Origin of the sequence: Amycolatopsis echigonensis (assembly GCF_002846615.1) — a bacterium.
In the GTDB taxonomy this organism is placed as follows: domain Bacteria; phylum Actinomycetota; class Actinomycetes; order Mycobacteriales; family Pseudonocardiaceae; genus Amycolatopsis; species Amycolatopsis echigonensis.
Window position 1 is genome coordinate 808777 of record NZ_PJMY01000003.1, and the last position, 13457, is coordinate 822233.

Consider the following 13457-nt stretch of genomic DNA (forward strand, 5'->3'; position numbering starts at 1 on the left):
GTAGCAGTCCCTTAGGGGGAGAAGTAGTCCGACGGCCGATGACCGCTTAAGATCGCCGCGCCAGACTTTCCCCATGACGATCGCACAGGGGGGAACCGGCCTCACGGCCGGAGAGGCACGCGGACGGCTAGCGGTGCTGTGGCACCGGATTCCTTTCACGACGACCGTTGTGCTCGCGATCATGATCGTGGGGGTCGCGACCGGCTCGCTCTGGCACGCCGCGGAGCACCAGCACGCATTCCACTATTACGCCTACGGCCTTCCGTCACTCGAGCACGGCCGGTGGTGGACGCTGTTCACCGGGCCGTTCTACGCCCTGCGCCCGTGGTTCTACCTGCCGATGGCGGGCAGTTTCGCGCTGATGGCCGGATTCGCCGAATGGCATCTCGGGACCCGCCGCGCGATGGCGGTGACCATCGGCGGGCAATTGGTGTCGACGATCGTCGCCGTGCAATTCCTCGAACTTTCCCGCAATTCCGGCTGGGATTGGGCCGACCGGATCGCCGGCACGCTCGACGTCGGCTTCTCCGGCGGCGCGCTCGCCGCGATCGCCGTCACCAGCGCGACCCTGCGCACGCCGTGGCGGCTGCGCCTGCGAGCCGGGCTTTGCGTGTACGCCGGGGTAGCGATCGTTTATGTCGGCACCCTCGCCGATCTCGTGCATTTCTTCGCGCTCGTTCTCGCGCTGCCGCTGGGTCGTCGGCTCGCCGGACCCGCCGCGCGCAACGCCAACAAGCCGTCGTTGCGCGAATGGCGGCTGCTCGCGTCGGCCGGATTGGTGCTGCTGGTCGTCGCCGAAGTGGTGATGTGGCTGGTCCCCGGGGACGGCCCGTTCGGCTCGTCCGACTCGATCTCGTTGTCCGGCCACGAACTTCTCCCGCTGTGCATCGTCGCGGTGCCGATCCTCAACGGACTGCGCCGCGGTTCGCGGTTCGCCTGGCGATGCGCGATCGCGCTGTGCGTGCTCGCGGCGTCGCAGATGGCGGTGCTGGCCGGGGTCGTCGCGCTCACGCAGCTCGTGCGCGAGGACTACGACTTCAGCAGTCCGCCGCTGTTCATCGTGGACAATCTCTTGTGGACAGTGGAACTGGTGCTGCTGATCTCCGCGCGGCGCGCGTTCCGCGTGCCCTCGCGGCGCAGGCGGCGCAAGCTGTTCCGCGGCGGACCGGATCCGGCCTTCGCCCGGCTTCTGCTGGGCCGCAACGGCGGCAGCACCATCTCGTGGATGACGACCTGGCCGCAGAACACCTACTTCGTCGCCTCCGACGGCACGTCGTACCTGGCGTATCAGCGGCACGCCGGCGTCGCGGTGGCACTGGGCGACCCGGTCGCGCCGGACGGGACGAGCGAGGCGACGCTGCGGGAATTCTCCGCGATGTGCGAGAACACCGGGCTCGTTCCGTGCGTGTTCTCGGCGACCGCCGGAACCGTCGCGCAGACCAGGAAACTGGGCTGGCAGCACGTGCAGGTCGCCGAGGACACGTTGGTGGACCTGGAAAATCTCGAATTCCGCGGCAAGGCCTGGCAGGACGTGCGGACCGCGCTGAACCGCGCGAAGAAGGACGGGATCGAGTTCCGGCTGGTGCGGCTGGCCGAACAGCCGTGGTCGATCCGGGACCAGGTGCGGGCGCTGTCCGAGGAGTGGATCTGTGACAAGGGCCTGCCGGAAATGGGCTTCACGCTCGGCGGCGTGGACCAGGCGATGGACCCGGCGACGCGCGTCGGTCTCGCGGTCGACGCGGACGGCACGGTGCACGGCGTGACGTCGTGGCTGCCGGTGCACACCGGCGACGGCGAGGTCGGCGGATGGACGCTCGACGTGATGCGCCGCCGCGCGGGCGGATTCCGGCCGGTGATGGAGTTCCTGATCGCCTCGACCTGCCTGGCGTTCCGCGAGGAGGGCGCGAAGTTCGTGTCGCTGTCGGGCGCGCCGCTGGTCCGCAGCAACGACAGCACGCCGCGGCAGATGGTCGACCGGATGCTGGACGCGCTGGGTTCGATGATGGAGCCGTACTACGGATTCCGTTCCCTGCACGCGTTCAAGGCAAAGTTCCAGCCGCGGCACGAGCCGTTGTACCTCGCCTATCGCGACGAAGCCGACCTGCCGCGGATCGGGATCGCACTCGGCCGCGCGTATCTGCCGAACGCCGGGCTGATGGACTTGGCGAAGCTGGCGCTGCGACGTCAGCGCGTGGTCGGCGGCGGCGTGGTCGTGGACCGGTCCGCAGCCGGAACGCCGCGGTAGCTGTGCAGGATCCGGACGAGGTCGTCCCGGGACGCGGAGCCCGGGCGGCCCTGTTCGGAGTACGCGACCAGCACGGCTGACTTGTCACCGGCTCCGAGCGCGAGCGCACCGGCCAGCACGCTCCGCGGCTTGCACGCCACGTTGCCGCTGGGCGTGACCTCGGCGACCACGAGCATGCCCTCGCGGCTTTCGTTCGCGATCTTGACTTCGGTCTTCTCCGGCGCACCGGGCGTCACCTTCGCGGCCGGAGCGCCTTCGCCGGTGTACGCGCTGATGCCCAGATCAGTGACGGCCTTGCGGGCGGCTTCGGCGGCGTCACCGGTCTTCTCCGTGGTGACACCGGCACCCCCGATCTGGCCGACCGCGTCTTCCTTGCAGCTGCCCTTGCCGAGGAACGCGCTGGCGGACAGGTTGATCCCGGGCGATCCGGCCGCCGGGTCCCAGCCGTGCAGCGTGGTCGGCGCCGGCTCCCAGGACGGCGGCACGTCGTACGCGTAGCTGCCGTCTTTGCCCGCCACCGACTGCCATCCCGCGACCACCGGCGGCACGACGACCCGAGGCTCCGGCTGGTAGGTGTACGGGGCGCGCGGAGTGTCGTCCGTGCTGGCGGAATGGTGGTTCTTGGCGGAGAAGACGTTGTAGCCGAACACCCCGATCAGGATGACGATCGGGACGGCCCGCACCAGGCGGAGATTGGCCCTGCGCGGCGAGGATCGCCGGAGCTGTGCCTGGGTGGGCCGCACGGGGGCCGCGCCTTGCTCCGGCGGCGGAGTGTGCTGCGGCTGCTGGACTGGTTCGGACGGCGCCGGGCCGGTTTTCCCGTACCCGGCGCTCGGGAACTTCGGCGCGTCGGACGGCTCGTACCCGCCGAAGCCGCTCAGCGCGGCGTTGTCCTGGTACCCGCCGTCGTTCCGGCGCTTGCGCCCGAACCAGCCCACCGGCTTCAGCCGCGGACGAGCTTCGCGAGGTGGTCGACGACCGAATCGACGGCGATTTCCTCGCGTTCGCCGGTGCGCCGGTCCTTGACCTCGACCAGCCCGTTCGCGAGGCCGCGGCCGACGACGAGGATCGTCGGGACGCCGACCAGCTCCGCGTCGGCGAACTTCACGCCCGGAGTGGCCTTGCGGTCGTCGAGGATGATCTCGAGACCGGCGGCGTCGAGTTCGGCGGCGAGCTTTTCGGTGCCCTCGCGCACCGTCTCGTCCTTGCCCGCGATGACCACGTGCACGTCGAACGGCGACACCTCGCGCGGCCACACCAGGCCCTGCTCGTCGTGGTTCTGTTCGGCGAGCACCGCGACCAGGCGGGAGACGCCGACGCCGTACGAGCCCATGGTGATCCGGACCGGCTTGGAGTCCGGGCCGAGGGCGTCGACCTCGAAAGCGTCGGTGTACTTGCGGCCGAGCTGGAAGATGTGCCCGATCTCGATGCCGCGCGCGGCGACGAGCGTGCCGTGTCCGTCCGGCGACGCGTCGCCCTCGCGGACCTCGGCGGCCTCGATCGTGCCGTCCGGGGTGAAGTCGCGGCCGACGACCAGGTCGAGCACGTGGTGGTCGCGCTGGTCGGCACCGGTCAGCCAAGCGGTGCCCTCGACCACGCGCGGGTCGACGAGGTAGCGGACCCCGTTCTCCTGCAACGCCTTCGGGCCGATGTAACCCTTGACGAGGAACGGGTGCTTCGCGAAGTCGGCTTCCTCGAGCAGCTGCACCTCGGCGGGTTCGAGAGCCGCTTCGAGGCGCTTGAAGTCCACCTCGCGGTCGCCCGGGACGCCGATGCCGAGCAACTCCCATTCCTTCGCGCCCGGCTGGCGCGTCTTGACCAGCACGTTCTTCAGCGTGTCCGCCGCGGTGAACTCGCGACCGAGCCCCGCGGCGTTGAAGAACGCGACAAGCGTCTCGATGGTCGGCGTGTTCGGGGTGTGGTGGACCTGCGCCTCGGGCAGACCTTCGATCGGCCGGGCGGCGGGCACCGGCGTGACGACGGCTTCGACGTTCGCCGCGTAGCCCGATTCGGTGCTGCGGACGAAGGTGTCCTCGCCGTTCTCCGCGACCGCGAGGAACTCCTCGGACGCCGAGCCGCCCATCGCGCCGGACGTGGCGGCCACGATCACGTACTCGAGGCCGAGGCGGTCGAACAGCTTGATGTACGCGTCGCGGTGGGCCTGGTAGGAGCGCTCGAGACCCTCGTCGTCGAGGTCGAAGGAGTAGGAGTCCTTCATGACGAACTCGCGGCCGCGCAGGATGCCCGCGCGGGGGCGCGCCTCGTCGCGGTACTTGGTCTGGATCTGGTAGAGCGTGACCGGGAAGTCCTTGTAGGAGCTGTACTCGCCCTTCACGGTGAGCGCGAACAGCTCCTCGTGGGTCGGGCCGAGGAGGTAGTCGGCCCCCTTGCGGTCCTTGAGGCGGAAGAGGTTGTCGCCGTACTCGGTCCACCGGTTGGTGGCCTCGTAGGGTTCGCGGGGCAGCAGCGCGGGGAACTGGATCTCCTGCGCGCCGATCGCGTTCATCTCTTCGCGCACGACCTGCTCGACGCGGCGCAGCACGCGCAGCCCGAGCGGCAGCCACGAGTAACCACCCGGGGCGACCCGGCGGACGTAGCCGGCGCGCACCAGCAGCCGGTGGCTGGGTACCTCGGCGTCCGCCGGGTCCTCGCGCAGCGTGCGGAGGAACAACGACGACATCCTGGTGATCACTGGGGACTCCCTGCGCTGGGCCTTTAGGCGTTTCGCACAGAGTAGTCAACCCCCTGGCCGCGACGCATGCGGGTTATCGGCGGGCACGGTTTTTGTCGGTGGTCGCGGTTAGCGTGCGGGCATGGGTTTGGAGATGGGCATGATCACCGTCGACTGCGCCGAGCCGCAGCGCCTGGCGGAGTTCTGGACGGCGGCGCTGGGCGTTGCGGTGGCGGCGGACTACCCCGAGTTCGTGATGCTGGAACGCCCGCCGTCGGGCGGCCCGAAGCTGGGGTTTCAGCGCGTGCCGGAGCCTCGGGCGGGGAAGAACCGCATCCACGTGGACTTCGGAGCGGAGGACCGGGAGGCGGAGGTCCGGCGGCTGGTCGGGCTGGGCGCGGCGGAGCTGGGGCAGCATTCGGTGCCTGGGGTCGAGTGGACGGTGCTCGAGGATCCGGAGGGGAACGTGTTTTGCGTGGCGGGGAAGGGGGCGCATTGAGGATGGCGTGAGGGAGGACCGGGTCAGGTGCCGGATGACGTGGCGCTGATGTGGGCTGGCGGCGCTGAGGAGGGACGGCAGGCCCCGCCTGGTGCGAGTAGCGCCCAGCCTCCGGCCAAGGGTGGGCGCCGCCGTCGGTCCATGGGGGCGGCCGTCGGTCCACGGGAGCGGCCGTCGATCCACGGGAGCGGCCGTCGATCCACGGGAGCGGCCGTCGATCCACGGGAGCGGCCGTCGATCCACGGGAGCGGCCGTCGATCCATGGGGGCGGAGGGCAGCACCTGTCGTCCCGGAAACGGCTTGCGAGTTCCGGAAGCGAGCTTGCTCGTCCCGGCCGCGAGATAAGCAGCCCGTGGCAGCGGCCGCCAGCTGACGTACGCAGTGGGCACGGTCACCGGCGAACGTCTCGACCGGTGGCCATGCGACCACGGGCGGCGAACGCACAGCTACCAGTGGGCCCGAAGCGCCTGACTCGGCGGTCAGCTGAGCGGCACAACGTACCCGTAATTCCGCGCGGCGGTCCGGTACCCGCACCGCTCGTAGACCGCCAGCGCACGGTGGGTGTTGTCCACGTCCACTGACAGCGACGACGTCTCGAACCCCGCCGCGCGGCCGGCTTGGAGGGTGTGGGCCAGCAGGGCAGACGCCAGGCCCCGGCCGCGGGCCTCCGCCACGGTGCCGACGTAATTGACGTGCAGGTCCCGCACGCCGGCGGCCAGTGCGTCCGCCTCGGAGAACGACGACATCACGAACGCCACCACCCGGTCGCGTTCCGGGGAAAGGAGGAGGAACGACAGATCGGGCTGGAAGTCCTTGTTGCCGCGGAACCGGTGGTGCCAGTGGTCGGCGGAGAGCCACGTACTGCCCCAGTGGCTGGCAAAGGCTGCATTGCGTGCGTCAAGCACCAGGGCGTCGTAGCGCTCTTCGCAGGCGACCAGCGGGAAGTCGTCCGGAAGCGGCGGGGCGGGCGGCAGCGAGCCCAGGTCCGCACGCATCTCCACGAAGGTGCGCTCCTGCTTGAACCCGCCGCGTTCGAGGAGCGAGAGGTACCAATGCTCGTTCTCGTGCGCGCCCGCGTGGAGTTCGAGCTTCGCGTCCGGGAAGTGCTGAGCGTGGACGCTCCGGGCCGTGCGCACGAGCCACTCCGTCAGCATCGAAGCGACCTCGTCCGTCCGGTAGCCCGGGTCGGTCAGCGACGCCACGTGCGGCTGATGCACCGGCTCCGCGGCGTCGCGCGGGATGACGAGGGCGTAGCTCACCAGGCGCGAGCCGTCCCAGGCGCCGATGCTCGCGCCGGGCAGGTCGACCGACGGGCCGGACATTTCCTGGCGCACGTCGTCCTCGCCCCAGTGCACCCCCGTGCGGTCGGTTTCCTCCGCGACCGCACAAAGCCGGGCGACCGCCTCGACGTCGGCGAGTGCGAGCGGGCGCCAGGCGAGTTCCATGCGGGCCAGGGTAAGGAGCGGCACACGGCCGCCGCACCTGGATTACCCGGCGGTTACGCTCCGGGGGTGCTGGTGCTCCTCCCTCCTTCAGAAACCAAGGCCGACGGCGGCAAAGGCGCGCCGCTGGATCTGGACGCGCTGTCGTTTCCCGAACTGAACCCCGTGCGCGCCAAACTGGCAGACGCCCTCGTGGAGCTTGCCGGCGACGTCCCGGCGAGCCTCGCCGCGCTAGGCATCTCCGCTCGCCAAGCCGACGAGGTCACCCGCAACGCCCAGCTCTGGACCTCCCCGACGATGCCCGCGCTGCGCCGCTACACCGGCGTCCTCTACGACGCACTCGACGTCAAAAGCTTCACCCGCGCCGGACTGGCCAAAGCACAACAGCGCCTGGCCGTCACGTCGTCCCTGTTCGGCGTCGTCGCAGCAACCGACCCCATCCCCGCCTACCGCCTCTCAGGCGGCAACACGGTCCCCGCACTAGGCACCGTACGAGGCCTGTGGAAGCCGGTCCTGGAACCAGTACTGCGCGACGTCGAAGGCCTGCTCGTAGACCTCCGCTCCGGCACGTACGCCGCTTTCGCGAAGCTGCGCTCCGACGCAGTCACCGTCCGCGTAGTCACCGAAGACGCCAACGGCAACCGCACCACGGTGAGCCACTTCAACAAGGCCTACAAAGGAAAACTGGCCGCAGTTCTGGCCACCTCGCGAAGCGAACCGTCCACTGTGGATCAACTAGTGCGCGTCATCAGCAAAGCAGGCCTGACGGTAGAACGCACCGGCGAACACGCCCTGGAACTCCTCACCGACTGACCGCCCCCAAGGCCCCTCAAGGACCCCTTCACAACCCACCCAACCGCCACCGACGCACCCAACCCACCAAGCACCCACACCACCCCCGCACCCCGATACGAAGCCTCCTCTGCGGTCTGGGGGTGCTTGTCAAGGCATCTTTCCCGCCTTGACAAGCACCCCCAGACCGTCAGCACACTCAGCTTCGGGGTGCCCCACGCGAGGACCGGGCGCAATGTCGCCACCAGGCGACGAGCCGACCAAGCCCCACACCCACGCTCAAGAAAACCGCCCCGGACCACACCCGCTCAACAACTCCCCGGGAACATCCGCCCCCAACACCAACTCCGCCACCAGCTTCCCCGCATAAGGCCCCAACGTAAGCCCACCCGGACCGAACCCAGTCGCCAAATACAACCCAGGCGCGACCTGCCCCAGCAACGGCAACCCATCGGGCGAAGCAGGCCGAAACCCCACCCGCGTCTCGACAAGCCCCGCGTCCCCCAACCCAGGCGCGACCGCCAACGCCTGCTCCAGCACTTCCCTCTGCCCCGCCGCGGTCACCCGATGGTCAAACCCGGCCCCGCTCTCCCGAGTAGCCCCAGCCACCACCCGGCCACCGGGAAACGCCAGCAAATAGTGACTGGTCCGAGGCAAAACGACCGGCCAACCACGCGTATCCGCACCAGGCAGAGCGAAGTGACTGATCTGCCCCCGCTGCGGCGTCACGGGCACCGGCACCCCCAACGCCTCCGCCACTTCCCCGGACCAGGCCCCAGCCGCGAGCACCACCGCGTCCCCGGACAATTCCTCCGCCCCGGCCCGGACCCGCAACCCCGGCTCCAGCGAAGCCTCAGCGGTCACGAACTCGACGCCCCGGTCGATCGCCGCGGAGATCAGCGCACGACGCAGCACCTGCCCGTCCACCCGGCCCGCTCCCGACAGATGCACCGCGGCCAACTCCGGCGCCAAGGGCGGAAAGAGCTCCCGAGCCTGCCCGGCATCGAGCCGCTTCACGACCCCGGCTTCCGGTGCCTCCGCCACCCGCGCGACGAGCCGGTCGTAAGCCTCGGTCAGCTCCTCCTCGCGAGCTGACACCACCATCCCGCCGACGACCTCATACGACGATTCGTGCCCGGCTTCGCTCAGTTCAGCGGCCAAAGTCGGGTAGTACCGACCGGCGGCGGCCGCGAGCGGATAGACCGCTTCGTCCCAAGTGGACGTCCAAGGGCTGACGATCCCGGCGCCCGCATCGGTCGCCACCCCGGCCCGATCCGCGTCCACCACGACGACTTCCGCTCCATGCAGCGCCAGATGGTAAGCCGTCGAAGCCCCGCCGATCCCGCTGCCGATCACGATCACGCGCATGTCTTCACCCTGCCTGTCCGCCGCCGAAACGTCGACCGAGCACCGCCATCGCCGCGTTGTGCCCGGGTATCCCGCTCACCCCGCCGCCGCGGGCCGCGCCGGCCCCGCACAGCAGCACCCGTTCGTGCGCGGTCTCGACGCCCCAGGTCCCCGCCGTGTCGTCGTCGCCGTACGGCCACGACAGGTCGCGGTGGAAGATGTGCCCGCGCGGCAGCCCCAGCTCCGCCTCCAAGTCCAGCGGCGTTTTGGCTTCGATGCACGGTTTCCGGTCGCCGTCCAGCAGAAGACAGTCCTCGATCGGCTCCGCGAGCACGCTGTCCAGCGACGCCACGGTGGCCCGCAGCGCCGCCGCCCGCGCCCCGTCGTTGTCCGCTTCGAACAGCCGAGCCGGCATGTGCAGGCCGAACAACGTCAACGTCTGCACGCCCGCCGCTCGCTCAGCCGGGCCGAGGATCGCCGGGTCGGTCAGCGAGTGGCAGTAGAGCTCGCACGGCGGCACCGCCGGGACCCGGCCCGCCGCCGCCTCCCGGTGAGCGGTTTCGAGCTGGGCAAACGATTCGTTGACGTGGAAGGTCCCGCCGAACGCGTCGCGCGGATCGACCGCATCGCGCAACCGGGGCAGTCGGCGCAGCACCATGTTCACCTTCAGCTGCGCACCCTCCGGCGACTCCGCGGGCTCCTCGCCGAGCAACCGGGCAAGCACGCGCGGCGCGACATTCGCCAGCACATGCCCGCCGACTACGACGCGTTCCGTATCGCCTTCGCGGTAACGGACTTCGCCGTCCGGTGTCACGGACAGCACCTCCGCGCCGGTGACCAGCACCGCTCCAGCGCGACGGGCCGCGTCGGCGAGCGCGGCGGTGACCGCACCCATTCCGCCGACCGGGACATCCCAGTCGCCGGTGCCATTGCCGATGAGGTGATAGAGCAGGCAACGGTTCTGCCGAAGCTGCACGTCGTCCGCGGAGGCGAAAGTGCCGATCAACGCATCGGTGAGCACCACCCCGCGCACGACGTCGTCCTCGAACAGCTCGCGCAGCGTTTCTCCTGCCGGGCGCTCGAAAAACGTCGCCCACGCCTCGTCGTCGCCGATCCGTTGCCGCAGCTCAGTGCGCGTCGGCAACGGCTCGGTCAGAGAATCGAAGGTCGCCTCCGCCACCCGCGCCGCCGAGGCGTAAAACCGTTGCCAGGCCGCATGGTCCTTTGTGGACCCAGTCGCCGCGCGGAACGACTCTCCGGTCCGACCGTCGTCACCCGTGTCGACAAGGAGACCTGTGTCGCCGACCGGGGTGTACGACGACATCCGCCGTCTCCGCAGCCGGACGTCCAAACCCAGCTCGGCCGCGATCCGCTTCGGCAGCAGGCTGACCAGGTACGAATAACGCGAGAGCCGGACGTCCACGCCAGGGAACGCGCGGAACGACACCGCCGCGCCGCCGATCTCCGCCCGCCGTTCCAGCACCAGCACCGACCGTCCGGCCCGGGCCAGATAGGCCGCGGCGACGAGCCCGTTGTGCCCGCCGCCCACGATCACCGCGTCGTAGTCCACCGTCGCGAGCCTAATGCTTGACCCGGAGCGCGCTCCAGGTCTTAGCGTCGCCGAAGACAAGATCCGGCGCAGAAGGAGCGATCATGACCCACATCCCGACCCGCAACCTCGGCGGACTGACCGTGTCCGCACAGGGCTTGGGCTGCATGGGAATGAGCCACGGCTACGGCGCGGCCGACGACGCGCAGTCGATCGAAACGCTGCGCTACGCCGTCGACCTCGGGGCGAATTTCCTTGACACTTCCGACTTTTACGGCTCCGGCCACAACGAGGAGCTGATCGGCCGCGCGATCGCCGGCCGCCGCGACGAGGTCGTGCTGGCCACCAAATTCGGCATCGCGAGCCGCCTCGGCGAACCGACCCAGGTCCGCGGCGACGCCGCCTACGCGCACCAGGCCTGCGACGCCTCGCTGCGGCGGCTCGGCACCGACCACATCGACCTGTACTACCTGCACCGAGTCGATCCGGACGTGCCGATCGAGGAAACCGTCGGCGCGATGGCGGACCTGGTGCAGGCCGGAAAAGTCCGTCACCTCGGGCTTTCCGAGGCGAGCGCGCAGACCATCCGGCGCGCGCACGCGGTGCACCCGATCGCGGCGCTGCAGAGCGAATGGTCGCTGTGGACCCGCGACCTGGAAGCGGAAATCGCACCGACCTGCCGTGAACTCGGCATCGGCATCGTCCCGTTCTCCCCGCTCGGCCGCGGCTTCCTGACCGGCCGCTACCGCACCACCGAAACGATGGACGACAACGACGTGCGGCGCTACCAGCCCCGGTTCGCCGAGGGCAATCTCGACCGGAACCTCGCGATCGTGGCGAAACTGGAGGAGCTGGCCGCCGCGAAGGAGGTCACGACCGGACAGCTGGCCCTCGCGTGGGTGCAGGCGCGCGGCGAGGACGTGGTGCCCATCCCGGGCACGCGGCGGAAGCAGTACCTGGAGGAAAACCTCGCGGCCCTGACCGTCGAGCTCACCGCCGACGATCTCGCCGCGATCGAGACGGTCGCCGCGCCGGAGAACTTCGCGGGCGAGCGCTACGACGCGGCGCACCTCGCGTTCGTCAACCGCTGACCGGCCTGAGGCGGCGCTGGACGCTAGCGAGCCAGCGCCGCCTTCAGCGACGGCGCTTCCCGGTAGCCCGCGATGCGCGGCTCGCCGTTGCATGCGCTCGCCTCAGCCGCTGACCAAGCGCTCCACCGCGTCGAACGCCCGCGCCACCCGCTCCCGAGCGACACCGACAGCTCAGCCGGGTCCGAGACCGTCCGCATCAGCGGCTCGATGTCGCCGCCCACACCGGGCAGCACGTGCCCCTCGTCCAGCAGCTTCAGCGCTAGCTGCCGGAGCGCGTCCACGACGCCGCCCGTCCGTTCGCGGATCGCCGACCTCACTAGTTCGGCCGCCGGCAGGCGGTCCGCCGCTCCGACCGGCTCGCGTACGTGGCCGATCCGGCCGACGAACCGAGCCTCCGCATCCGGCCGGACAGAGTGATCGTCTGGGCGAGTTCGGGGAGCGGCGACGAGTAGCTCCTCGACGCCGCGCTCGCGCGCGAAATAAATCAGTTGCGCGGGTCCGGAACGGGCGGCAAGGTGATCGGCGTCCGGCGGGATGCCGCCGGCTGCCGGAAGAAAGGGAGGTGCGTCGTGGAGATTGTCCGGGCGCTGTCCTGCCCTCTTCCGCCCGCCCGCCTCGGCTAGAGCACGCGCTCGCCCGGTGGGCACCTCATCTAGGAGAACCCACCAGTGCGCGAGCACGATTTCGACGAATTTTCCGACGCCTCCGACTACTCCGACCGCCGGATGCGCCGTCGCCCTCGCTACGACGACGGGCCCGCCCCGGCTCGCCGGGGACGGCTCACCGAAGCCGAGCGGATCCGCCTCGCCCAGCTTCGCGAAGACGCCTACACCGAAACCGAACTGCCCGACGGCGCCGACCGGTGGACCACCTGGGACGACGCCGACCAAGGCCCGCATCCGCGGCCGGATTGGGTCGTCACCGAGCTCGCCGCGGTCGACACTGATCTCGGCGTGCTCAAGACCGGGAAGGAAGCGGACGTGCACCTGCTGCGCCGCAACCTTCCCGGAGACGACGGAGTTCTGCTGGCAGCCAAGCGATACCGCTCAGACGAGCACAAGCTGTTCCACCGCGACGCGGGCTATCTCGAGGGCAGGCGGATGCGCCGGTCCCGCGAGATGCGCGCGATGGCCGGGCGCACCTCGTTCGGCCGCAACCTGATCGCCGAACAGTGGGCGGTGGCGGAGTTCGCCGTCCTCAGTCGCTTGTGGACGATCGGCGCGCCGGTGCCGTATCCGGTGCAGCGGCACGGCACCGAGATCCTGCTGGAGTTCCTCGGCGAACCCGACGGCACCGCCGCGCCCCGGCTGGCGCAGCTGCGCCCCGGGCCGGACGAGCTGGCCGACCTGTGGGAGCAGGCCGTGTCGGCACTGGAACTCCTGGCGGGACAAGGACTCGCGCACGGCGACCTGTCCGCGTACAACCTCCTGGTGCACGAAGGCCAGCTGATGGTGATCGACCTGCCCCAGGCGGTCGACGTGATCGCGAACCCGCGCGGCCGGGAATTCCTGGCGCGCGACGTCGCGAATCTCGCCGGCTGGTTCCACAGCCGCGGACTGTCCGAACAGGTCGCCGACACCGCTGACCTGGTGCGGGAACTGGAAAACGCGGCCGGTCTCGGCTGAACGCGGGGGCGGGGTCGCAGGTGTGCGTCAGGCCACACCTGCGACCCCGCCCACAACCGCGCACCTGGGTGCGGGGCAATCACGCTCTCTCAGGTACAGTGTGTCAAGACCGCAACGGCGGCGTGGATGAGTTGGTGTCCGTCGCCTCCACAGTCCGCAGAAGGACTCGCGGCCATCCGAAGCAATTCCCGTCGGT

At 70.1% G+C, this 13457-nt stretch carries 11 protein-coding genes; 5 read left to right on the plus strand and 6 right to left on the minus strand.

Going from position 1 to position 13457, the window contains the following annotated elements:
* Window positions 1–73 precede the first annotated feature (73 nt).
* Window positions 74–2245: a bifunctional lysylphosphatidylglycerol flippase/synthetase MprF gene (locus ATK30_RS08245; protein ID WP_101435063.1), complete on the plus strand. Its 2172-nt coding sequence runs from the start codon at window positions 74–76 to the stop codon at window positions 2243–2245.
* On the opposite strand, the gene ATK30_RS08250 is transcribed toward ATK30_RS08245, so the two are convergent.
* Together ATK30_RS08250 and ATK30_RS08255 are read right to left on the minus strand one after the other, a co-directional pair.
* Window positions 2185–3183 (minus strand): hypothetical protein, encoded by a 999-nt coding sequence (locus tag ATK30_RS08250; protein WP_101435064.1) that lies wholly within the window; start codon window positions 3181–3183, stop codon window positions 2185–2187. The genes ATK30_RS08245 and ATK30_RS08250 overlap by 61 nt on opposite strands.
* Window positions 3184–3188: 5 nt before the next feature.
* On the minus strand, window positions 3189–4937 hold the full coding sequence (locus tag ATK30_RS08255; RefSeq protein ID WP_101435065.1) for a proline--tRNA ligase: 1749 nt from the start codon (window positions 4935–4937) through the stop codon (window positions 3189–3191).
* A gap of 121 nt (window positions 4938–5058) precedes the next feature.
* On the opposite strand from ATK30_RS08255, the gene ATK30_RS08260 reads away from it, so the two are divergent.
* Window positions 5059–5415 (plus strand): VOC family protein, encoded by a 357-nt coding sequence (locus ATK30_RS08260; RefSeq protein WP_101435066.1) that lies wholly within the window; start codon window positions 5059–5061, stop codon window positions 5413–5415.
* Window positions 5416–5894: 479 nt separating this feature from the next.
* Here the strand turns inward: ATK30_RS08260 and ATK30_RS08265 are convergent, their stop codons facing one another.
* Window positions 5895–6860 carry a GNAT family N-acetyltransferase gene (locus ATK30_RS08265; RefSeq protein WP_167441858.1) on the minus strand — a complete coding sequence of 322 codons (966 nt, stop codon included), beginning with the start codon at window positions 6858–6860 and terminating at the stop codon, window positions 5895–5897.
* A 66-nt stretch (window positions 6861–6926) separates the two neighbouring features.
* Here ATK30_RS08265 and yaaA point away from each other — a divergent pair, with 66 nt between their 5' ends.
* Complete coding sequence (gene yaaA / locus ATK30_RS08270) at window positions 6927–7670, plus strand: peroxide stress protein YaaA (RefSeq protein ID WP_101435068.1); 744 nt, start codon at window positions 6927–6929, stop codon at window positions 7668–7670.
* A 258-nt stretch (window positions 7671–7928) separates the two neighbouring features.
* Here yaaA and ATK30_RS08275 read toward each other — a convergent pair whose 3' ends face one another.
* Complete coding sequence (locus ATK30_RS08275; protein ID WP_101435069.1) at window positions 7929–9017, minus strand: NAD(P)/FAD-dependent oxidoreductase; 1089 nt, start codon at window positions 9015–9017, stop codon at window positions 7929–7931.
* Window positions 9018–9021: 4 nt separating this feature from the next.
* Complete coding sequence (locus ATK30_RS08280) at window positions 9022–10566, minus strand: phytoene desaturase family protein (protein WP_101435070.1); 1545 nt, start codon at window positions 10564–10566, stop codon at window positions 9022–9024.
* Window positions 10567–10649: 83 nt separating this feature from the next.
* On the opposite strand from ATK30_RS08280, the gene ATK30_RS08285 reads away from it, so the two are divergent.
* Window positions 10650–11636, plus strand: coding sequence for an aldo/keto reductase (locus tag ATK30_RS08285; protein WP_101435071.1), 987 nt, complete (start codon window positions 10650–10652; stop codon window positions 11634–11636).
* 23 nt (window positions 11637–11659) lie between these two features.
* Here the strand turns inward: ATK30_RS08285 and ATK30_RS44640 are convergent, their stop codons facing one another.
* Window positions 11660–12283, minus strand: a complete 624-nt coding sequence (locus tag ATK30_RS44640; protein WP_143271358.1) for a hypothetical protein — start codon at window positions 12281–12283, stop codon at window positions 11660–11662.
* A gap of 21 nt (window positions 12284–12304) precedes the next feature.
* Here ATK30_RS44640 and ATK30_RS08295 point away from each other — a divergent pair, with 21 nt between their 5' ends.
* On the plus strand, window positions 12305–13261 hold the full coding sequence (locus ATK30_RS08295) for a serine protein kinase RIO (RefSeq protein WP_101435073.1): 957 nt from the start codon (window positions 12305–12307) through the stop codon (window positions 13259–13261).
* The last annotated feature ends 196 nt before the right edge of the window (window positions 13262–13457 follow it).